22 protein-coding genes and 1 pseudogene are annotated in these 21230 nt (G+C 59.3%); 9 read left to right on the forward strand and 14 right to left on the reverse strand.

Translation table 11 applies throughout. The annotated features are described in order from the left end of the window. Nucleotides 1-158 precede the first annotated feature (158 nt). A complete protein-coding gene (locus tag ACIOYV_RS21745; protein WP_054044854.1) occupies nt 159-644 on the reverse strand; it encodes a GyrI-like domain-containing protein in 486 nt (161 codons plus the stop codon). A gap of 68 nt (nt 645-712) precedes the next feature. Continuing rightward, a complete protein-coding gene (locus ACIOYV_RS21750; RefSeq protein WP_401326930.1) occupies nt 713-1375 on the reverse strand; it encodes a LysE family translocator in 663 nt (220 codons plus the stop codon). 139 nt (nt 1376-1514) lie between these two features. Between ACIOYV_RS21750 and alaC the strand changes: the two genes are divergently transcribed. Beyond that, on the forward strand, nt 1515-2732 hold the full coding sequence (alaC, locus tag ACIOYV_RS21755; protein WP_290029969.1) for an alanine transaminase: 1218 nt from the start codon (nt 1515-1517) through the stop codon (nt 2730-2732). Nucleotides 2733-2850: 118 nt separating this feature from the next. Here the strand turns inward: alaC and ACIOYV_RS21760 are convergent, their stop codons facing one another. Both ACIOYV_RS21760 and ACIOYV_RS21765 read right to left on the reverse strand, forming a co-directional pair. Further along, nucleotides 2851-4203 (reverse strand): GntP family permease, encoded by a 1353-nt coding sequence (locus ACIOYV_RS21760; protein WP_163912652.1) that lies wholly within the window; start codon nt 4201-4203, stop codon nt 2851-2853. Between the two features lie 82 nt (nt 4204-4285). Further along, entirely contained in the window at nt 4286-4819 is a 534-nt protein-coding gene (locus ACIOYV_RS21765) for a gluconokinase (protein ID WP_054044864.1), read from the reverse strand. 216 nt (nt 4820-5035) lie between these two features. Here ACIOYV_RS21765 and ACIOYV_RS21770 point away from each other — a divergent pair, with 216 nt between their 5' ends. Next, on the forward strand, nt 5036-6067 hold the full coding sequence (locus ACIOYV_RS21770) for a LacI family DNA-binding transcriptional regulator (protein ID WP_163912650.1): 1032 nt from the start codon (nt 5036-5038) through the stop codon (nt 6065-6067). A 49-nt stretch (nt 6068-6116) separates the two neighbouring features. On the opposite strand, the gene ACIOYV_RS21775 is transcribed toward ACIOYV_RS21770, so the two are convergent. After that, on the reverse strand, nt 6117-6992 hold the full coding sequence (locus ACIOYV_RS21775; RefSeq protein ID WP_401326935.1) for a LysR family transcriptional regulator: 876 nt from the start codon (nt 6990-6992) through the stop codon (nt 6117-6119). Nucleotides 6993-7112: 120 nt separating this feature from the next. On the opposite strand from ACIOYV_RS21775, the gene ACIOYV_RS21780 reads away from it, so the two are divergent. The 5 genes from ACIOYV_RS21780 (at nt 7113) to ACIOYV_RS21800 (ending at nt 11443) form a co-directional block, all read left to right on the forward strand. After that, nucleotides 7113-7547 (forward strand): PACE efflux transporter, encoded by a 435-nt coding sequence (locus ACIOYV_RS21780; RefSeq protein ID WP_054044872.1) that lies wholly within the window; start codon nt 7113-7115, stop codon nt 7545-7547. A gap of 42 nt (nt 7548-7589) precedes the next feature. Next, a complete protein-coding gene (locus ACIOYV_RS21785) occupies nt 7590-8222 on the forward strand; it encodes a glutathione S-transferase family protein (RefSeq protein ID WP_401326938.1) in 633 nt (210 codons plus the stop codon). A gap of 241 nt (nt 8223-8463) precedes the next feature. Next, nucleotides 8464-9204: an NAD-dependent epimerase/dehydratase family protein gene (locus tag ACIOYV_RS21790; protein ID WP_401326940.1), complete on the forward strand. Its 741-nt coding sequence runs from the start codon at nt 8464-8466 to the stop codon at nt 9202-9204. 125 nt (nt 9205-9329) lie between these two features. Continuing rightward, nucleotides 9330-10754, forward strand: a complete 1425-nt coding sequence (locus ACIOYV_RS21795) for an MFS transporter (protein WP_265040478.1) — start codon at nt 9330-9332, stop codon at nt 10752-10754. Between the two features lie 137 nt (nt 10755-10891). Further along, entirely contained in the window at nt 10892-11443 is a 552-nt protein-coding gene (locus ACIOYV_RS21800) for a hypothetical protein (protein WP_163912637.1), read from the forward strand. Between the two features lie 349 nt (nt 11444-11792). On the opposite strand, the gene ACIOYV_RS21805 is transcribed toward ACIOYV_RS21800, so the two are convergent. The 6 genes and pseudogenes from ACIOYV_RS21805 to ACIOYV_RS21830 all read right to left on the reverse strand — a co-directional run bounded on the left by ACIOYV_RS21805 (nt 11793) and on the right by ACIOYV_RS21830 (nt 17352). Further along, nucleotides 11793-12251 carry a methyl-accepting chemotaxis protein gene (locus tag ACIOYV_RS21805; protein ID WP_401327027.1) on the reverse strand — a complete coding sequence of 153 codons (459 nt, stop codon included), beginning with the start codon at nt 12249-12251 and terminating at the stop codon, nt 11793-11795. Between the two features lie 84 nt (nt 12252-12335). Continuing rightward, nucleotides 12336-13112, reverse strand: a pseudogene (locus ACIOYV_RS21810) (PAS domain-containing protein); the annotation flags it as partial. A gap of 640 nt (nt 13113-13752) precedes the next feature. Beyond that, on the reverse strand, nt 13753-14766 hold the full coding sequence (locus ACIOYV_RS21815; protein WP_054044882.1) for an ABC transporter substrate-binding protein: 1014 nt from the start codon (nt 14764-14766) through the stop codon (nt 13753-13755). Continuing rightward, nucleotides 14763-15305 carry a sigma-70 family RNA polymerase sigma factor gene (locus ACIOYV_RS21820; RefSeq protein WP_401326943.1) on the reverse strand — a complete coding sequence of 181 codons (543 nt, stop codon included), beginning with the start codon at nt 15303-15305 and terminating at the stop codon, nt 14763-14765. The genes ACIOYV_RS21815 and ACIOYV_RS21820 overlap by 4 nt, the downstream gene beginning before the upstream one ends. Nucleotides 15306-15483: 178 nt before the next feature. Then, nucleotides 15484-16275: a phosphate/phosphite/phosphonate ABC transporter substrate-binding protein gene (locus ACIOYV_RS21825; protein WP_401326946.1), complete on the reverse strand. Its 792-nt coding sequence runs from the start codon at nt 16273-16275 to the stop codon at nt 15484-15486. 135 nt (nt 16276-16410) lie between these two features. Next, a complete protein-coding gene (locus ACIOYV_RS21830; protein ID WP_401326948.1) occupies nt 16411-17352 on the reverse strand; it encodes a fatty acid desaturase in 942 nt (313 codons plus the stop codon). Nucleotides 17353-17834: 482 nt separating this feature from the next. Between ACIOYV_RS21830 and ACIOYV_RS21835 the strand changes: the two genes are divergently transcribed. Next, nucleotides 17835-18272: a GNAT family N-acetyltransferase gene (locus ACIOYV_RS21835; RefSeq protein WP_401326951.1), complete on the forward strand. Its 438-nt coding sequence runs from the start codon at nt 17835-17837 to the stop codon at nt 18270-18272. 60 nt (nt 18273-18332) lie between these two features. Continuing rightward, on the forward strand, nt 18333-19154 hold the full coding sequence (locus tag ACIOYV_RS21840) for a class I SAM-dependent methyltransferase (protein WP_401326954.1): 822 nt from the start codon (nt 18333-18335) through the stop codon (nt 19152-19154). 139 nt (nt 19155-19293) lie between these two features. On the opposite strand, the gene def is transcribed toward ACIOYV_RS21840, so the two are convergent. From def to ACIOYV_RS21855, 3 genes are all read right to left on the reverse strand, one after another. Further along, nucleotides 19294-19833, reverse strand: coding sequence for a peptide deformylase (def, locus tag ACIOYV_RS21845; RefSeq protein WP_054044896.1), 540 nt, complete (start codon nt 19831-19833; stop codon nt 19294-19296). Nucleotides 19834-19835: 2 nt separating this feature from the next. Continuing rightward, nucleotides 19836-20786, reverse strand: coding sequence for a YihY/virulence factor BrkB family protein (locus ACIOYV_RS21850; RefSeq protein WP_054044897.1), 951 nt, complete (start codon nt 20784-20786; stop codon nt 19836-19838). A gap of 175 nt (nt 20787-20961) precedes the next feature. After that, nucleotides 20962-21153 carry a CsbD family protein gene (locus ACIOYV_RS21855; RefSeq protein WP_054044898.1) on the reverse strand — a complete coding sequence of 64 codons (192 nt, stop codon included), beginning with the start codon at nt 21151-21153 and terminating at the stop codon, nt 20962-20964. Between the last annotated feature and the right edge of the window lie 77 nt (nt 21154-21230).

Genomic DNA, 21230 nt, shown 5'->3' on the forward strand with positions numbered 1-21230 from the left:
AAACACCATGAGCAGCGTTCAGATCGGCCTTCTTATGCTGTTGGGCATCAGCGCGTTTGGCTTCATTACGTTGTCCATCGACCTGTTGCGGGCGCGGCGGCTGAAGCAGGGCAAATAACCCATCGAGAGGCGGACGTGGGGTCCGCCTCTCGCGGTTTTCAATCCTTGAGCGGCAACCAGATTTCCAGTACGCCGGTGTTGAGCTTCGGGTTGAAATCCTCGCTGTAGCGCTCGAACTCCGGGGCATCTGCCGCCTGACGACCGGACTGCGGCAGCCAGGTTTTCCAGATGTACTGAAAGGTCTCGGGCAAGGTGTCCAGCGAGCCTTTGTGCTCGAACACCGCGTAGTGCTGAGGCTGAACCTCGACCCAGCGGTATTTGTCCGGCAAGTCGTCGAGTTTGCTGATTTCGACGCCGGCGATGTATTCGAAGCCACCCATGCCGTCGGGATTGCAGCAGATGCCGTAGGTCACTTCGCTTTTTTGACCAGGAATCTTGCCAATCTCGGGGATGAACTTTTCCCAGAGCTCGGGGATTTTTTTGGAGGTTTCCTGGGTAAATCGACCGCCAAGCCCGGCAATGAGCAGGAAGTGCCCGCTCTCGAAGCGTGGCTCGGCCGGTTTGACGCGTGTTTGCTCATCCATGACTCAACTCCTGGTACAAAAAAGGTGGGTTCGGCTGGGAGTATAGAAGCCTTGCCCGATTCTCCCAGTCAGAGCCCGGGAACCTGCCCGACGGCAGCCTTGCCGATGAACTCGTTATAGCCCGATAGGATCACGTAGACCGCAAAATAGCAGAAGATCGCCGCCGATGCCATGTAGGAGTAACGCAGCAGCTTGTCGCCCAGCAACTTGCCGCCGTGACTCGCCGCGAAGCACAAAGCGACGCACCACAGCACCCCGGCGCAGAGAAATCCGCCGAGAAACAATGCCGAGCTGAGTGCGCCACCGCCGCCAGAACGGGCAATCAGAGTGCCGCCCACCGCGGCAAACCAGAGAATCGCGCTGGGCGAGGACATGGCGAGGAAGATGCCGCGAAAAAACTCACGCCGATGGGAGTTGTTTCCCACCTCCGCGCCCTCGGCCAGCACCGCTTCGTGGTGGATCGCCGAGTAGATCATCTTCGCCGCGAAGTACAGCAACAACGCCGAACCGCCGATCCACAGCACCCAGCGCACGGTTTCGTATTGCAGCAAAACCGTCATCCCGGCCAGCGCCAGCACGGCGTAGATCAGGTCGCCGACACACGTCCCCAACCCCAGCGCAAAGCCTTGAAAATAGCCGCGTTGCATCGCCAGGGTGATCATCGCGATGTTGGCCACGCCGATATCCAGGCACAGCGAAAGGCTCAGCAAGAAGCCACTGATAAATTCCATCAACCCGTTTCCTTCGGAAATTTTTGTTTGCACAGACGCTGGACAGTTTGCCACAACAGCCCTTACATTCCGCCACAGGCCACCGCAGTGGCCAGCGTCGCTCGGACGGTTCCGGGCGCTCACGTTATCCGAGGCACCAATGGCTAACCCAGGTTCGCCGCGCCGCTTTGCGCGCATAGATCGACTCCCCCCTTACGTATTCAACATCACTGCCGAGCTGAAGATGGCCGCCCGTCGTCGTGGCGAAGACATCATCGACTTCAGCATGGGCAACCCTGACGGCCCGACCCCGCCGCACATCGTCGAAAAACTGGTGACCGTCGCCCAGCGCGAAGACACCCACGGTTATTCGACGTCCAAAGGTATCCCGCGTCTGCGCCGGGCGATTTCCAACTGGTACAAGGATCGCTACGCGGTCGATATCGACCCGGAAACCGAAGCCATTGTCACCATCGGTTCCAAGGAAGGCCTGGCGCACTTGATGCTGGCCACCCTCGACCAGGGCGACACCGTGCTGGTGCCGAACCCGAGCTACCCGATTCACATCTACGGTGCCGTGATTGCCGGCGCCCAGGTGCGTTCGGTGCCGCTGATTCCGGGCGTGGACTTCTTCGCCGAACTGGAAAGCGCGATTCGCGGCTCGATCCCGAAACCGAAGATGATGATCCTCGGCTTCCCGTCGAACCCGACCGCCCAGTGCGTGGAGCTGGATTTCTTCGAGCGCGTGATCGCCCTCGCCAAGCAGTATGACGTTTTGGTGGTGCACGACCTGGCCTACGCCGACATCGTCTACGACGGCTGGAAAGCCCCGTCGATCATGCAAGTGCCCGGCGCCAAGGACATTGCGGTGGAGTTTTTCACCCTGTCCAAGAGCTACAACATGGCGGGTTGGCGGATTGGTTTCATGGTCGGTAACGCCGAACTGGTCAACGCCCTCGCGCGGATCAAGAGTTATCACGACTACGGCACGTTCACGCCGTTACAGGTTGCAGCCATTGCGGCGCTGGAAGGCGATCAGCAATGCGTGAAGGACATTGCCGAACAATATCGGCAGCGTCGCAACGTGCTGGTCAAAGGCCTGCATGAACTGGGCTGGATGGTCGAAAACCCGAAAGCCTCGATGTACGTCTGGGCGAAGATTCCCGAGGCGTATGCGCACTTGGGCTCGCTGGAATTCGCCAAGAAAATGCTCGCCGAAGCGAAGGTTTGTGTCTCGCCGGGCGTAGGATTCGGGGAATACGGGGATGATCATGTGCGCTTCGCGCTGATCGAAAACCAGGACCGGATTCGTCAGGCAGTACGCGGGATTCGCGGGATGTTTCGGGCCGATGGGTTAGTCACCAAAACCAGCGCCTGACCCATCAAGCACCCACAAAAAAACCGCATCGCTGCGGTTTTTTTGTACCTGATCGTTCCCACGCTCTGCGTGGGAACGATCGGTATCCCTGTAGGAGCGAGGCTTGCCCGCGAAGCTTTTAGACGAACAGCGACAACAACAGGATAAAGCCCAGCGCCACCACGGACAGGATGGTTTCCATCGCGGTCCAGGTTTTGAACGTCTCGGCCACGGTCATGTTGAAGTACTGCTTCACCAGCCAGAAACCGGCGTCGTTGACGTGGGACAGCACCAGCGAACCGGCACCGGTGGCCAGCACCAGCAGCTCACGGTTCACACCCGGAATCATCCCTACCACCGGCACCACAATGCCCGCGCCCGTAATGGTCGCCACGGTCGCAGAACCGGTAGCCACGCGAATCACCGCCGCCACCAGCCAAGCCAGCAGAATCGGCGAGATCTGTGCATTCACCGCCATGTGGCCGATCACATCACCCACACCGCTGGTTACCAGCATCTGCTTGAAGCCACCACCGGCACCGATGATCAGAATGATCGCGGCGGTCGGCGCAAGGCTCGCGTCCAGCAGTTTCAGGATCTGTTTCGAACCGATGCCCTGACGATGGCCAAAGGTGTACAGCGACAGCAGCAACGCCAGCAGCAGCGCCGAGATCGGGTGACCGATCAGGTCCATCCAGCTGCGGAAGAAGTGCCCGTCCGGCAGCGCTACGTCGGCAAACGTCTTGAGCAACATCAGGAACACCGGCAGCAACACGGTGATCAGGGTGATGCTGAAGCTCGGCAACGTGGTGGCTTGTGGCTCGCGCGCCAGTTGATCCACCAGTTCCTGGTTGGCATGGCCCGGAATGTACTTGGCAATGAACGTACCGAAGATCGGACCGGCAATGATGGCGGTCGGCAGCGCGACGATCAGGCCGTACAGAATGGTTTTACCGATGTCGGCACCGAACACGCCAATCGCCAGCAATGGGCCCGGGTGCGGTGGCACCAGGCCGTGCACCGCCGACAGACCGGCCAGCAACGGGATACCGATCTTGATGATCGACACACCGGTACGCCGGGCAACGATGAACACCAGCGGAATCAGCAGCACGAAGCCGATTTCGAAGAACAGCGGAATCCCGACCAGGAACGCCGCGAACATCATGGCCCACTGCACACGCTCTTTGCCGAACGCGCGAATCAGGGTCTGGGCAATCTGATCCGCCCCGCCCGACTCGGCCATCATTTTGCCGAGCATGGTGCCCAGCGCGAGGATGATCCCGACAAACCCGAGCACACCACCGAAGCCGTCCTGGAACGCCTTGAGAATGGTGCCCACCGGCATGCCGGAGGTCAGGCCGAGGAAGCCAGCGGCGATGATCAGGGCAATGAACGGATGGAATTTGAACTTGGTGATCAAGACGATGAGTCCGATCACGGTAACCACTGCATCTAGCAGCAGGAACGACTCGTGGGACATGCCAAACATTAGGGGTGTCTCCTGATTGTTGTTGTTATTAAAGCGGGTAATTCGAAAACCATAAGGACAGCGCTATCTCTTCGAAGAAAACTCATACCGCGAGTTTCAAGCCGTGTTCCAGCCACCAGACATGTGCCTGCTTGGCCAGTTGCTCGACGCTGTGGTTCGACGCATCGAGAGCCAGGGTCAGCGGCTCGCCAACGGGGGATTCCAGGGTGGCGAACTGACTGTCGATCAAGGTCGACGGCATGAAGTGGCCCGGGCGGTGCGATACACGCTCGGCAGCGACTTCAGGGGTCAGCTCAAGAAACACGAAGCCCAGGCCCGGCAAGGCACTGCGCAGTACTTCGCGGTAACTGTGTTTGAGGGCCGAACAGGTCAACACCGGGCGCTCGCCCTTGGCGTCAACGCGGCGCAATTCATCGCACAGGCTGTCGAGCCAGCCGGCACGGTCGTCGTCGTTCAGGGGGATACCCGCGCTCATCTTTTCGATATTGGCGGCAGGGTGAAAAGTGTCGCCTTCAATGGCAGTCGCGCCGCTGAGCTGGCACAAGGCTTCGCTGACGCAAGTCTTGCCACAACCGGCAACGCCCATGATGACCAGGGCGGTGATGGGATGATTCATGAAACACCTCAGCGCGCAGACAGCGCTACCTTTGCCAGTTATGACACCAGATCAAAAGCAGAAGTTGCCGACGCCTTTTTGTCATTTTTGTGGGTTGCAGCATGTTCGTTCGCGACGCCGAAGAACGAGGATCAGGCAAACCCCGCTCACGCATTTGCAGCTGCATCGAGACAGCGCTACCTTAGTGCCTTGAATTTTGTTTGGCAAGCCGCCCCGATGACCACCCCTAAAAACGATAAAAATCCACGCACCACTGGCCGCCCTACCCTCAATGAAGTTGCACGCCTGGCCGGCGTCAGTCCGATCACCGCTTCCCGGGCCTTGCGCGGGGTCAGCACCGTGGCCACCGAACTGGTGGAAAAAGTGCAGAAAGCCGCGCTTGAGCTGAATTACGTGGTCAACCCCGCCGCCCGCGCACTGGCCTCGGCCCAGAGCCATTCGGTGGTGGTGTTGGTGCCGTCGCTGTCCAACCTGCTGTTCATCGACACTCTGGAAGCCATTCATCAGGTGCTGCGGCCCAAGGGCTTTGAAGTGCTGATCGGCAACTTCCACTACTCGCGCGATGAAGAAGAAAACCTGCTGCGCAACTACATGGCCTATCAGCCGCGCGGCTTGTTGCTGACCGGGTTTGATCGCACTGAAAGTTCGCGGCGGATGATCGAGGCGAGCAACATTCCCTGCGTGTACATGATGGAACTGGACAGCGCGGCCGGGGTTAACTGTGTCGGTTTCTCGCAATTGGCTGCCGGTGAAACCGCCGCCGAGCATTTGCTGTCGCGGGGTCGCAAGCGCCTGGCCTACATCGGCGCGCAACTGGATCAGCGCACATTGCTGCGCGGTGAAGGCTTCCGCAAGGCCCTGCAAAAGGCCGGCTTGTACGACCCGGATCTGGAAGTGCTGACGCCGCGTGCGTCTTCTGTCGGCTTGGGCGGCGAACTGTTCCTGCAACTGCTGGCCAGCCATCCGGATGTGGATGCGATCTTCTTCGGCAACGACGACCTGGCCCAAGGCGCACTGCTGGAAGCCATGCGTTGCGGGATCAAAATTCCCGAGCAAATAGCGGTCCTCGGCTTCAACGACCTGCCCGCCTCGGCCCACATGGTGCCGCGCCTGAGCAGCATCAGCACCCCGCGCGAGGCTATCGGCCGGCGTGCGGCGGAGCAGATGCTGACATTGATGGCGGGTAACTCGGTGGCCAAACCGGTGCAGGACATGGGGTTTGAGTTGAAGATTCGCGAGAGTACCTGAAGGTTGCGTCCCGCCCCTGTGGCGAGCGAGCTTGCTCGCTCGCCACAGGTTACGCGCCGGACATAAGCCCGACGAAGGCCAACGCGCCCTTCTGCATTGGCTGGCTCTTGAGCCACACCGCATGCACCGGCAGCACCAAGCCATTTTCGATATTCCTGAACCTCAGGCGCTTGAGCCGTCCAGCGTCGAGCAACGGCTGCACCACCGACAACGGAAAATTGCCCCATCCCAACCCCGCTTCAACCATTTCCAGTGCCGCTGCCAAAGTGTCGGTGCGCCAGTAAGACTCGGCCACCAATGGCCGGGTTTCGCTGATCGGCAAGTCGCGGCTGGCGACGATGATCTGGCGCACATGTACCAAATCTTCCAGAAACAAATCCTGCCCCTGAAACAGCGGATTGTCCGCCGCCAGCGTGGCGATCATCCGCTCGGTGCCGACGAACTGGAACCGTTCCAGCACGTTCATGCTCAACCCGGCGAACGCCAGGCACACGCTGATGCGATCGCTGTGCAACATCGCCAGCACATCATCCTGAGGCGCGGTCAGCACTTCGATGTCCAGCAGCGGATGACGCTCGGCAATCACCTTGAGCGCGGCCATCACCCGACGCTTGTCGATGTCCGCCACCACGCCGATCGACAGCTTGCTCTCCAGCCCCAATGACAACTCGACCGCATGCACCTGCAACTGCTTGAGCTGTTCAAAAATCAGCCGGGCGTGGGGCACCAGCGCACTGGCCATGGCGGTCGGCACCGGTTCGCGATGGCTGCGGTCGAACAGCGGATAACCGAGTTCGGCCTCCAGATTGCCGATGCCCATGCTCACCGCCGACGGCACTTTGCCCAGCGCCCGGGCTGCAGCGGAAAACGAGCCGCGCTCGATCACCGCAAGAAACAATTCAATGCTGTCGCTGTTGAAACTCATCCGCCGTCCTATCAATAAAACTGAAAGCTACTGACTTTTTCTGTCAGCCCTATTGAAGCTATCTTTCGCCGCCTTCGCCAGTGCTGCTGGCTCAAGTTCGCAAGAAAGAGGCAAAACTCCATGCAAGGCGTTAAACGCAAACTGGTCTACGTGTCGCTCTACGAAGTGATCGGCATGACTTTCTCGGCCCTCGGCCTGGCGCTGCTGTCCGGTACATCGCCGGGCAGCACCGGACCACTGGCGGTGATCATTACCACCATCGCCGTGACCTGGAATTTCATCTACACCTCGCTGTTCGAACGCTGGGAAAGCCGACAGCCCTCGCGCACCCGCACGGTCAAGCGGCGCATCGCCCATGCCGTGGGTTTTCAACTAACCTTGATAGTGTTTCTCATCCCGTTGATCGCCTGGTGGATGAACATCAGCCTGGTGCAAGCCTTCCTGCTGGATCTGGCGCTGATCCTGTTCATCCCTTGCTACACCTTCGCCTTCAACTGGCTGTTTGATCGCACGTTTGGTTTGCCAGCGTCGGCCCTGCCGGATCCTGCTTCTTGATGTTAGATTCCCGAGGCGTCGATTCGCTAAAGGAGTAGCTCCATGGAACATGCACTGAAGATTCTCGGTAAGGCTTCGTCCATCAACGTCAGAAAAGTCCTGTGGACCTGCGAAGAGCTGGGCGTTTCCTACGAACGTGAGGACTGGGGCAGCGGTTTTGCCTCGACCCACAGCCCCGAGTTCACCCGTCTCAACCCCAACGCCCAGGTGCCGGTGATCATCGATGACGCCGGGGTGTTGTGGGAATCCAACACGATTTGCCGTTACCTGGCCGGCAAGCATCACAACCACGAGTTGCTGCCGACTGAACCAGCCGCCCGCGCGCGCGTGGAGCAGTGGATGGATTGGCAGGCCACTGAACTCAATCGGTCGTGGGGCTACGCGTTCACCGCGCTGGTGCGCAAGGACCCCGAGTTTCAGGACCCGCATCAGATTGGCGTCGGCATCAATGACTGGAACCACAAGATGAGCATCCTTGAGCATCAACTTGCGGCGACCAAGGCTTATGTTGCCGGGCCACGGTTCAGCCTCGCAGACATCGTCATCGGTCTGTCGGTCAATCGTTGGCTGATGACGCCGATGGAGCGGCCGGACTTCCCTGCCGTCGATGAGTATTTTCAACGACTGGCACAGCGTCCGGGGTTCCTCAAACACGGCTGCAACGGCTTGCCTTAACCCCCGACACACGCCCTTAATGCCGATCCGTCAGCGAAACACACTCTTTGTAGCAGCTGGCGAAGCCTGCGTTCGGCTGCGAAGCAGACGTGAAGTAAGCCAGCGCGGTGCTTCAGGGAAACCGTGCACTCAGGTTTTACGACTGCTGCGCAGCCGAACGCAGGCTTCGCCAGCTGCTACAGATCGCTTTACGGTTTAACGGACTGGCATTAGCCCCCTATTTCCATAGAAAGAGAGATTCATGAACGGACTCAACGTGCTGCTCACCGGCGCCTGCGGCAGAATCGGCAAAACCTTTTTCGAAGCGTCGAAGGATCGCTACACCTTCGTGCTGACCGACCGCGTCGAACCCGATTTCCCGGTCGAGGCACCCCACCAGTTTGTGCGCCTGGACATGGCCGATCCCAAGGCTATCGCCGCAGTACTGAACGGCATCGACGTCATCGTCCACCTCGCCGGCATCCCCCACGCCACGGCAACCTTCGACGAACTGCTGCCCAACAACATCCTGGCCACCACTTACCTGTTTGAAGCGGCGGTGGTAGCCGGTTGCAAACGCCTGGTGTTCGCCAGCAGCGCACAAACAATCGAAGGTTATGCGGTGGATCGGCAGATCACCCCAGGCATGCAAGTAATGCCGGCCAATCTGTATGGCGTGAGCAAATGTTATGGCGAGGCGTTGTGTGGGTTTTATGCCGCCAAGCGTGGGCTCTCGACCATCGCCATCCGTATTGGCGCTTTCGAATTCCCGGACCGCCATGAGCTGACCAATGCCCGCGACCTGAGCGCCTGGCTCAGCCCCCGCGATGCGGTGCAATTGCTGCAGCGTTCGGTGGAAGTCGAAGGCGTGCAGCACCTGATCGCCCACGGTATTTCCAACAACCGCTTCAAGCGCCTCGATCTCAGCGAAACCACGCGGGTGCTGGGTTATCTGCCGGTGGATGATGCGTTTCGGGAGTTTGATATCCCGATCGCGCCATAAACGCTTAAAAGGTCAGGCGTTATTGCGATAACCCGGCGAATCCAGGCGAAAAGCCGCAAAGATTCGCAACAATTTATTTCCGATAGCAGGCTAAGCTTCCCGTTCAACAAGAATCGGATCAGCCCATGTCTGCTCACACCCTCGCCGCTGTTCAATCAGACGGCATCGACCCTGTTCGTGCCGCACAGATTTCCGCCCGCATCGACCGACTGCCAGCCGTTTCCACGATCTGGAAACTGGTGGCGCTGCTATCCATCGGCGGCTTTTTCGAGCTCTACGATCTATTTCAGACCGCCTACATCAGCCCCGGCCTGATCCGCGACGGCATCTTCGCCACCGGTAGCCAAGGCGTGTTCGGCTTCTCCGATCAGGCTGCGTTTGCCTCTGCGACGTTTCTCGGATTGTTCCTCGGTGCGAGTCTGCTCAGTCCCTTGGCAGACCGCTTCGGTCGGCGAGCGATCTTCACCTTTGCGCTGATCTGGTACACCGTCGCGACCGTGGCGATGGGCGTGCAAAGTTCAGCGCTGGGGATTATCTGCATGCGCTTTCTGGTGGGTATTGGCCTGGGCATCGAGCTGGTGACCATCGACGCCTACCTCTCGGAACTGGTGCCCAAACGCATGCGCAGTTCAGCGTTTGCCTTTGCGTTTTTCGTGCAGTTTTTGTCAGTGCCAGCGGTGGCGCTGATGTCGTGGTGGCTGGTGCCGCAAGCGCCGTTCGGAGTCTCGGGTTGGCGTTGGGTGGTGTTGGCGAGCGCGGTGTTTGCGTTGTTTATCTGGTGGCTGCGTTCACGGCTGCCGGAGTCGCCGCGCTGGTTGGCGCAACATGGTCGCTTTGATGAGGCCAGCCGGATTCTCGATAGCATCGAAGCCCGCTGCGTGAAGGATCAGGGCAAACCGCTGGATGAGCCAGAACTGGCGGCGGTGGATATTCAGGGCACGGGCCGCTTTGCTGATATCTGGCAGCCACCCTATCGCCGCCGCGCCTTGATGCTGATCGTGTTCCACGTATTCCAGGCCATCGGTTTCTTCGGTTTCGGCAACTGGTTGCCGGCGCTGCTGTCCGGCCAGGGCGTAAGCGTGACCCACAGTTTGATGTACGCCTTCATCATCACCCTCGCCTACCCGCTTGGGCCGTTGCTGTTTGTGAAGTTCGCCAACCGTTTCGAGAACAAATGGCAAATCGTCGGTTCCGCCCTCGGCGCCATGACCTTCGGCACACTGTTCGCGCTACAGACCAGTGCGGTCGGGCTGATCGTCTGCGGGGTGATGATTACCTTCTGCAACGCCTGGCTGAGCTTCGCCTACCACTCCTATCAAAGCGAATTGTTCCCCACCAACATCCGCGCCCGGGCCGTGGGTTTCTGTTATTCGTTCAGTCGTTTGTCGACGGTGTTCAGCAGCTTGCTGATCGGGATCTTTCTCGAACACTTCGGCACACCGGGGGTGTTGGCGTTCATCGTCAGCAGCATGTTGATCGTGATGATCACCATCGGTTACTTCGGTCCGAGAACCCGCAACCTGGCGCTGGAGAACATCGCTCACCGTTGAAGCGGTTGCCGTCTGCCGCCCAACGGCAAAATCTGACCGCTGCCACTGTTGAATCACCCCATAAACAGGGGCTTTCAGCAGCGGCACGCTAATTGCTCTTACAGACTCAACAGCAATTACCTACAGGTTTATCCATCATGTTGGTCAGTGCCCATCAAGCTTCTATCGTTCAAAAGACCCAGCGCACCGACATGGACCCGACCACGGCCGCCGCCAGTGCGCTGTACAGTGGTTTGATCCAGAACGCGCAAAACACCGTCGCGCAAATCAAGCAGGACAGCACCAATGTGCAGTCGTCCGGCCTGAACAACGCCACCCAGCAAGTCAGCGCGGCGAGCACCATCAGCGACAACGTTGACGAAGCGTTCGCGAAAACCCGCGTGGGCCTGCAAGCATCCGTCCCGGACGATAACAAGACCAAGTCCACCGACAGCTCGGCCCTGGCCGACTTCAAGGACTACATGAGCAAATCGCCGGAACAGCGGCTGCGCGACAGTATCCTGAAAGAAATGGGCATCACCGAAGATCAACTGCAAGCCATGCCGCCGGCGCAACAACTGGCGATTGGCAAAGAGATCGCCGAGCGCATCCAGGACAAGATGAAACTGGCCCAGGCTGACAAGGAAAACGGCAGTACCGAGAAGGCTGATGGGCCTCAGGTGGTCGACAAGTTCCTGGCTTCGCTCTAAGGCCAACACCCTATTTGTAGGAGCCAGGCTTGCCGGCGAAGGCGTCCTTGAGAACGCTTTCGCCGGCAAGCCTGGCTCCTACAGGTAGCGGCGTACATTCAACATCTCTGTTGACTGACACTCCGCTTTCGCGAGCAAGCCCGCTCCCACATTTTTGACTTGTGGTGTTTCCGGGATCAGTTCAACTATTTGTAGGAGCCAGGCTTGCCGGCGAAGGCGTCCTTGAGAACGCTTTCGCCGGCAAGCCTGGCTCCTACAGGTAGCGGCGTACATTTAACATCTCTGTTGACTGACACTCCGCATTCGCGAGCAAGCCCGCTCCCACATTGGGTTTGTGGTGTTCTTGGGATCAGTTCAATTGCAACGTCGAGTTGAATTGGCTGATCGCATCCACCACGTGCCGCGATCCTTGTTGAATCTCCAGGATCACCTCCCCCGCCTCGTTCGCCAGCTCCACGCCTAATCCGGTGCGGCTCAGGCTCGATTGCATACTCGACACCGCGCTCAACGACAAGTCGTGGTTCTTGCGCACCACTTCGACAATCTCCAGCGTGGCCTGACTGGTGCGTGCCGCGAGGCTGCGCACTTCATCGGCGACCACCGCAAACCCGCGCCCATGCTCCCCGGCCCGGGCGGCTTCGATGGCGGCGTTGAGCGCCAGCAGGTTGGTCTGGTCGGCAATCCCGCGAATGGTCTGGACGATGGTGCCGATGATGTCGGACTGTTTGCTCACCGCATCGATGCTCTCGGCGGCTTCGTTGAGGTCGCGGGAAATGTCCTGGATGATCTGCACCGTTTGCTGAACCACCTGGGAACCTTTCTGCGCACAGGCGTCGTTTTGTACCGAAGTGCTGTGGGCCGATTCCGCAGCGGTTTGCAGGGTGGTGACCTGGTTAGTGATGTCGCTGGCGAACTTGACCACTTTGTACAAGCGGCCCTTGCTGTCGAACAGCGGGTTGTAGGACGCTTCCAGAAAGACTGTATGACCGTGTTTGTCTCTGCGCTCGAAACGGTGCGAGTGATATTCGCCGCGATTGAGTGACGCCCAGAACGCCTTGTACTGCGCTGACTCGGATTCGGCCCGATGACAGAACAGGCTGTGGTGCTGACCGACCACTTCGTTGAGCGAGTAATGCATGGTTTTCAGGAAGTTTTCGTTGGCTGCAATCACGCGCCCTTCGGGAGTGAATTCGATCACCGCCATGGAACGCCCGATGGCCGCGAGCATGCTTTCGTTTTCGTGTTCTTTATTGATTCGGTCCGTGATGTCCGCGGCCACTTTCATCACACTTCTAACCTGGCGATCAGGCCCGAACACCGGCATGTAACTGGCTTCAAGCCAAATCTCCCGACCGGCCTTGTTCAAGCGCAGGAACGTGCCACTGATCGGTTCACCTCGGGCCAGCTCACGCCACAACTTGGCGTATTCCTCGCTGCGGTAGAACGCTTCTTCGCAAAAGATCCGGTGGTGTTTACCGCGCACTTCATCGGCGCTGTAACCCATGGTGGCGCAGAAGTTGTCGTTGGCATCGAGCACGACGCCCTCAGGGCTGAATTCGATCATCGCCATCGAGCGACTGACCGCCGCCAACTTGGCGTTGGCCTCGGTCAATGCGCAGTTGGATCGCTCGATCTGCAGCAGGTCAGCCTTGTGATGTAGGTTAAACATGGTTCTATCACCTTCAGCGCGTTCTTTTGATTGATGAAAGTTCTTGGTCTTTCAAGATCCACCACTACGTTCCACGGAACAGGCACACGCATCCCTCCAAGGGAAGGATTTGTCAGGTGATAAATGATGTTCAATCGGAGTGTCCATGCAGCAACGCTCTTATCAAGACATCCTTCTCTTGATAGCCCGGTCGGGCCAACAACCCTAACGATTGGGTAAGTAACTCCATTTACGGGACCGCTCCTTGTTGTTCAGTGTCGGTGCCTTGGATTGCGCACTCTTGAGGCTTTTTCGGCTGTGCTCGGCGGTCGCCAATCCTTGATATGGCGACCGACATTGCTAACTAAGAGTGAGCATAGACAGCGACATAGAGGGCGCAAGGCCATTAGTCGGCCAGTATTCAGGGCTTTCAGGACAAAAGCTGGACTGGGGTAACTGGGGGTGGGGTTTAAGGTGGGGGGGTTATTGGCCAGGCGAGAAAGCGGCTATGGCAGTGGAATGGGTGTAAGGCGGGAGGCCATTCGCGGGCAAGCCTCGCTCCTACAGGTTTGGCGTCGATGTGAAGAACGCTAACCCCTGTAGGAGCGAGGCTTGCCCGCGAAAGCAATGGATCAAGCACTACAAAAACATCAGAAAAAACCTACAAACTCCCACTCACTTTGCTCGCCACTTCCCCCGGCACCCAGCCCTTCCACACCTGCGGTTGATCGCGCAAAAACGCTTCGGCGACCTGGCGGGGTTGCTGACGTTTTTCGCTCATCTGCGCCAGCGTCTGGTTCAGCAGATCAATCGGCAGATCGACTTTTTCAAAGAACGCCACCAGGTCCGGGTACTGCGCCTTGAACGGTGCGGACACGCCAATCGCCAGTTTCGCCGGCATCGAGCGAGTGCCTTTCGGGTGCGGGTTGTTGGCATCGGCCAGGGTTTTCCAGGCTTCGGCATCGAACGCTGGCTCGTCGAGTTTCACCAGTTTGAAACGACCCAGCAACGGCGTCGGCGACCAGTAGTAGAACAGCACCGGTTTGCCACGGCGGATCGACGATGCGACCTCGGCATCCAGCGCGGCGCCGGAGCCGGTGCGGAAGTTGACGTAGTCGGCGGTCAGGTCATAGGCCTTGAGTTTCTGGCTGTTGACGATTTCCGAGGTCCAGCCGGTAGGACTGTTGAGGAAGCGCCCACGGCTCGGGTCTTCCGGGTCGCGGAATACGTCCTTGTAGCGCGGCAGGTCGGCGACGGATTTCAGCTCCGGTGCCAACGGTTTGATCCCGCGCTCCGGGTCGCCCTTGATCACGTATTCCGGCACCCACCAGCCTTCTGTCGCTCCTTTGACCGTATCACCGAGGCCGAACACTTTGCCCTCGTTCGACGCCTTGACCCACGCCGGACTGCGCCCGGCCCATTCTTCGCCGATCACCTGGATATCGTTTTTGGCCAGCGCCGCTTCGAGGCTGACGGTGCTGCCCGGCAATGTATCGGTCGGGTAGCCGTAGCCCTTCTCGACGATCAGGCGCAGCACTTCAGTGATAAAACTGCCGCTTTCCCAAGTGATGTCGCCAAAGTGGATCGGTGCGGTTTTTTCGGCGGCGGGCGCGTGGGTAGCCACGAGGCTCAGGGCCAGCAGCGAACTGCCTAGCAGGGTTTTGATCGATCTCATGCGGACCTCTGGGTCATTCGGTTTAGGGGTTCATTGGCGCTGTGCTGGGTGCACAAGGCTTGGGTGCGCGTCATGTAGACGCTGACCGAACGCTGGGAAATGCCCAGTTCGGCGGCGATTTGCGGGTAGGTCAGGCCGTCGATGCGCGACAACAGAAACGTCGCCCGGACCTTGCCCGGCAAGCGTTCGAGGCTGCGGTCGAGGCGATGCAGGGCCTGGGTCAATTGCAACAGTTGTTCGGGTGATTGCGCTTGATCGGCATCGGCGTTTTGCAGTTGCTCCAGATGCTGACGCTCGAGATCGCGACGGCGCCAGAGCTGGTAGATCAGGCGCTGGGCGATGGTGGTCAGCAAGGCGCGGGGCTCGCGGATTGGCGTCAGCCCTGGGGATTCGAGCAGTTGCGTGAAGGTCTCAGAAGCGATGTCTTCGGCGTCGGCACTGGCGCCCAGTTGCCCGCGCAACCGTGCGCATAACCACGGGTAATGTGCGCGGAACAATCCGCCCACGTGGTTGCGATGGGAAAGGTCGGCGCCGGACATAGGGGCTCCTGGGGTTAGGGGTCGCTGAATGTCCGGTGATCCGGTGGCGCGATTCTAGCTGGGGATCCTTATTCTTTAATAATACTTAAAAGGTATTTTTATATTCGATTATGGAATTTATGTGGCGTTCGTCAGATCGCTTTCGCGGGCAAGAGTCGCTCCTACAGAACTGCGTCGGTCAGCGTAAGCGTCCGTAGCCCAATGCCTCGGCTTCTTGTTGGTAATCGAGCACCACTTGATAGTCGCTTTGTGTCGCGGGCAACACTTCTTGCAGGCCGAGGATTTCGGCTACGTCCGGCAGCTCGCGCAACGTCTGGTTCATCACCTGCCGAAGCTGTTCGATCTGCTCATCGCTCGCGCTCGCAACGGTGATGTAAGGCAAGGTCGGGCTGAAGGCACTGCGGGCAACCACGCGCAAACCGGCCACTTCTTTTTCGGCGTGTCGCGCCAGGTAGGCGAAGGTCACGCTGTCGATGGCGGCCAGCTCGGCGAGGTCTTCACGCAACCAACGCAGGCTTTCGCGGTGGGCGCCGCTGATGCCGACACTGGCGAAGAACTGTCCGTCGCGGTGCAACGGCGCCAGTCGATGGCGCAGCAGGTTCATGCCGCTGTTGGAGCCTTCATCGTTGATCACCCCGCGACTGTTGTAAAACGCCGGCAAGCTGCGGCGTGGATCGTCGGCGCGGCTGAGCAACAGGCTGCAATGGTTGCCGCCGTTGCTGTCAGGCAATTCGTAACGTGGGCGGCCGACCACCCGGACCTGACCGCGCAACAAGGTCATCAGCGGGTAGCCGCAGGTTTGGGTCAGCAGCAGGTCCGGGGATAGCCAGAGGTCTGGCAGCGACAGGCCTTCGGCGGTTTGGCGGGTGGTGTCCAGACGCTCGAGGATCCGGGTCAGCCAGCGTTCGTTGGCCTGGCGGATTGGTTCGGGGGCGGTGTACATCAGTAGCTCGGCGATTTTTGCTGTCATCAAATTATTCCCATACAACGCAATTCCCCTGTGGGAGCGAGCCTGCTCACGAAAGCGGTGTGCCAATCGACATTAATGGTGCCTGAGAAACTGCTTTCGCGAGCAAGCTCGCTCCCACAGGGGGATCACCTTTGATCAATGAAATGGATGCTGCGGGCTGTCGATCGCCCTCACCCCATGCCGGCGCCACAACTCTCCATAACCCTGCACCAAAAACCCGCCACTGCGCGCCAGCCATTGCTCGCGCCGCGCCCGATAAGCCTCGGGCAAGTCATACCAGGGCAAGCTCGGCAAGTCGTGATGCACCAGGTGCAGGTTGTTGTTCAGGAACAGCCAGCTCCACGGCCACGAGGCTTCATTGAGCACAGTGCGTTGCTCGGGCTGGGCATTGGGACGGTGCTCATAGTAGGAGCGAATCATTGCAATCGACAGCGCCGGCACGCTGATCAGCAGCAGGTAATGCCACACCGGCAGCGCGCTGTAGCGGGCGATGAAGCTCAGCATCAACACGGTGAGCGCGCCGTGGGTCAGCCACATCAGCCAGGCCTGGCGCTCGCCCGCGCGCAGGCGTCGCAGTTCCTTGCGGGCCAGGGCCTGCAACGCCATCGGCGCGCCAACCATCACACGCCCGAGCACGGTTTTATTCAGCCGGTGCAGGGCCTGTTTGAACACGGAGCTGCGCTGCCAGTGTTTGGCGGTGAGGTAACGGCTTTCCGGGTCGCGACCGGGAACGGTCAGGTCTTCGTCGTGGTGATGCAGCAAATGGCTGTTGCGATAGAGGGTGTAGGGAAACCACACCGCAAACGGTGCGTAACCGAGGAGTCTGTTCAGCGCCAGCCAGCGCGTGGGATGGCCGTGGAGCAATTCGTGCTGCACCGACAACCAGAGCACCACCAACGGAATCAGCAACAGCGTGCTCAAGCCTAGGCCCAGGCGTTCACTGGCCAGGACAATGCTGAACCAGGCGACGTACACACCGATCAGCAACAGCCAGGTCGGCCACTCGGTACGAGCGGTCAGGCTCTGGCGCAGGGTTTCGATTTCTGCTCGATGGGCGGCGTCGAAGTAATGGGACATGGCTTTGCTCAGAACGGGACTTGTCCCTCTCTGTGCAACGACGCGGGGAAATCTTGCAGATTATTTTCTTGTTTCTTCAACGCGTGCCCGGTGAACATCTGTGGCGAGGGGGCTTGCCCCCGTTCGGCTGCGCAGCAGTCGCAAAGGCGATTACGCAGCTTTCAGGAAACCGCAGTAACAGCATTGGGAGCGCTTCGCACTCCAACGGGGGCAAGCCCCCTCGCCACAGCAAGCTCCCTCGCCACAGGTTCTTGGTCGCGTCAGGGGATCAATGCCCGAACACATCCACCTTCTTGGCCTTTTTGTCCGCGCGCTTTTCATCGGCGGTTTTTGCCGGTTTTTTCTTTGCCGCTTTTTTTGAATCCATGCCTTTGGCCATGATACGTACTCCACTCATACGGGATGTGAAGTCAGGTATACACCTATCGCGACGCCCGCGTTCTTTTATAATCGCCCGCCTGACCCATCGACAGCTCAAGCCCATGCCAGACACCCAATACGCTTTGCTCGACGAGCCGCTGTGGCCGTTGATGAACAAGTTTTACCGCGCCCACCAATCACCGATGAAAGCAGTGCGCGATGCACAATTGTGGGTGGCCCGGCGCGGGGACATTGTCGCGGCCTTGTGTTTGCGACAGGTCGCGGGCGGGTTTTGGTTGACCGGGTTGTTTGTCGATCCCGCGTGCCGTGAACAAGGCCTCGCCGCAGCGTTGATTGCCGAAGCGGTCAAAGGTCTCGACAGCCCGGTCTGGCTGTACTGTCACCCGGACTTGCGCGGCTTTTACGAGCGCCGCGGCTTTACCTTCGACCCGCAAATGCCCTACGCCATGGTCGAGCGCCTGACCCGTTACGCCCGCAGCAAACCGATGATTGCGATGGGCTTAGAACCGTTGGTGAGGTCGACCAACGATAATGTGTGATCGGCCGCCAATGGCTGCGTGCTAGCCTCGGGGTCGACTTCGACTTTGCCAGGACGCTCCATGAAACCTGCCCTACTCGCCTTGACCCTTTCCGCCCTGCTCGCCCCTGCCTTGGCCCATGCGGCCGACGCCCAGCCCATCTCCGCCGCGCAATACGCCGAGGCGCTCAAAGGCACCTGGCGCGCGCCGCAGAACGTAGTGCGTGACGTCTACCGGCATCCGCAACAGAGTCTGCAATTCTTCGGCTTGCGACCGAATCAGACCGTCATCGAAATCACTCCCGGCAGCGGTTGGTACAGCGAACTGCTGGCGCCGTTGCTCAAGGATCACGGCACTTACATTGCCGCCGTGCAGGCGCCGACGGTCAGCGACTACGCACGCAAGAATGAAGAAACCCTCAAGGCCAAATTCGCTGCCACCCCCGCGCAATACGCCAAGGCCCAAGTGGTCGAGTTCGATCCCAAGGCTCCGGTGCTGGGTAAACCCGGTTCCGCCGACACGGTGCTGACCTTCCGCAACGTGCACAACTGGGTACTGGCGGACACGGCGCCGCTGATGTTCGAGTCGTTCTTCAAGGTATTGAAACCGGGCGGCGTGCTCGGCGTGGTGGATCACCGGGCCAAGGACGGATCATCGCTGGACGAGATCAAGCACAGCGGTTACCTGACCACCGCGTACGTGGTGAAACTGGCGACGGATGCGGGGTTCAAGCTTGAGGAGAAAAGCGAGATCAATGCCAATCCGAAGGACACCAAGGATTACCCGGAAGGCGTCTGGACCTTGCCGCCGGCGTTGACGTTGGGGGAGAAGGACAAGGCCAAGTATGTGGCGATTGGCGAGTCGGACCGGATGACGTTGCGGTTCGTCAAACCTGCGAAGTGAAGATCTGAAAAACGGAGGAGATCAACTGTGGGAGCGGGCTTGCTCGCGAAGGCGGTGTGTCAGTCGACATCAATATTGGCTGACACGGCCTCTTCGCGAGCAAGCCCGCTCCCACATTGGGTTTTGTGGCGGGTTTGAGTTAGTCGTCGGCGTTGGGATCAAGATCCGGGAACATCACTTCGGTAAACCCGAACTTGGTGAAGTCGGTGATCCGCGACGGGTACAACCGGCCGATCAGGTGATCGCATTCGTGCTGCACCACCCGCGCATGAAACCCCGAGGCAATCCGTGTGATCGGCTGGCCTTTGGGATCAAACCCTTCATAACGAATGTGCTGATACCGATCCACCGCACCGCGCAACCCCGGCACCGACAGGCAACCTTCGAAACCTTCTTCCAGGGTCGGGCTCAGTGGCGTGATCAGCGGGTTGATCAGGATCGTCTGCGGCACCGCTTCGGCGTCGGGATAACGTTCGCTGTGCTCGAAGCCGAAGATCACCAGTTGCAGGTCCACGCCAATCTGCGGCGCGGCCAGGCCAACGCCGCCGACGCTTTCCATGGTCTGGAACATGTCGTCGATCAGTTGCCACAATTCAGGGCTGTCGAACATTTCAGCAGGCACGGGCGGCGCGATGCGCAGCAGGCGTTCGTCGCCCATTTTCAGGATTTCACGGATCATGTTCAGGCTTCGTCAGTGTTCGGCTTGAGCGAGTGATCCCGTCCCAGTCCCGATACGTGTTGTTTGGTTTCGTGGTCGTGCTCGCCGGGGACCTTTTCGCCAGGGTCCTTGCCTTCGGTCGACATGTGCTCGATCACCGCATTCATTTCCGCGCCGAGCAGCAGCACTGCGGCGGAAATGTAGAAGTACAGCAACAGCACGATGATCGCGCCGATACTGCCATACATGGCGTTGTAGTTGGCGAAGGTCTTGACGTAAAACGCAAAACCCAACGAGGCGATGATCCATACCACCACCGCCAGCACCGAGCCCGGAGTGATGAAGCGAAACTCCTGGCGCACGTCAGGCATGACGTAATAGATCAACGCCACGGCAACCATCATCAGGATCACGATCACCGGCCAGCGCGCGATGGTCCAGACCGTGACGATGAAGTCTTCGAGCCCAACCTGCGCGGCAATCCAGCCCATCACTTGCGGCCCGAGCACCATCAGCGCGGCAGCGGCCAGCAGCATGCCGGCGATGCCGATGGTGTAGAAAATCGACAGCGGAAAACGCTTCCACACCGGCCGACCTTCGACCACGTCGTAGGCGGCGTTCATCGCGCTCATCATCAGCCGCACGCCCGCAGAGGCGGTGTACAAGGCGATGACGATACCGATCGAGAGCAAACCACCCTTGGATTGCTGCAACTGATCGATCACCGGGTTCACTTGTTCCAGGGCCTGGGGCGGCAGCACCAGTTCCGATTGCAGGCGCAGCCAGGAGAAGAAGTCCGGCAGGTGCAGGAAACCGATCAGGGCAATCAGGAACAGAATGAAGGGGAACAGCGAGAACAGCATTTGATAGGCCAACGCCGAGGCATAGGTCGACATCTCGTCATCGATGAACTCGGTGACCGTGCGCACCATCACGCGGTGGATGGGCAGACCTTTCATGTCCGGGAAAATCATTAGCGTCTCCTTTCGCCGCAAAAGGGTTGAAGTCGTGGCGACTCAGGGGCCGTTTTCTACATCAAAGTAGCCTACTTGGCGACCTTGAAACAATTTCGTTGTTTAACCGAGGCGGCTGACACAAAAACGGCCATCCGCGGATGGCCGTTTCAGTGTGCCTGAAGGGGCGGACACGTCAGGACTTATCGACCGCTTTCTTGACCGCGTCCTTGGCTTTGCCAACCGCTTGCTGGGCTTCGCCTTTCTTTTCCTGCACTTTGCCTTCTACTTCCAGTTTGGTGTTGTCAGTGGCCTTGCCGACGCCTTGCTTGACGTTGCCGACCGCTTCGTTTGCCATGCCTTTAACTTTATCGCCAGTGCTGCTCATGGTGTTTCTCCTGTGAACAATTCAACGGGGAAAGTCGTTACAGAAAGATTGACCGGCGGCGTTTGTACGGAGTTTCA

It is taken from the genome of Pseudomonas sp. NPDC087342, from assembly GCF_044744265.1.
Lineage (GTDB): Bacteria > Pseudomonadota > Gammaproteobacteria > Pseudomonadales > Pseudomonadaceae > Aquipseudomonas > Aquipseudomonas nunensis.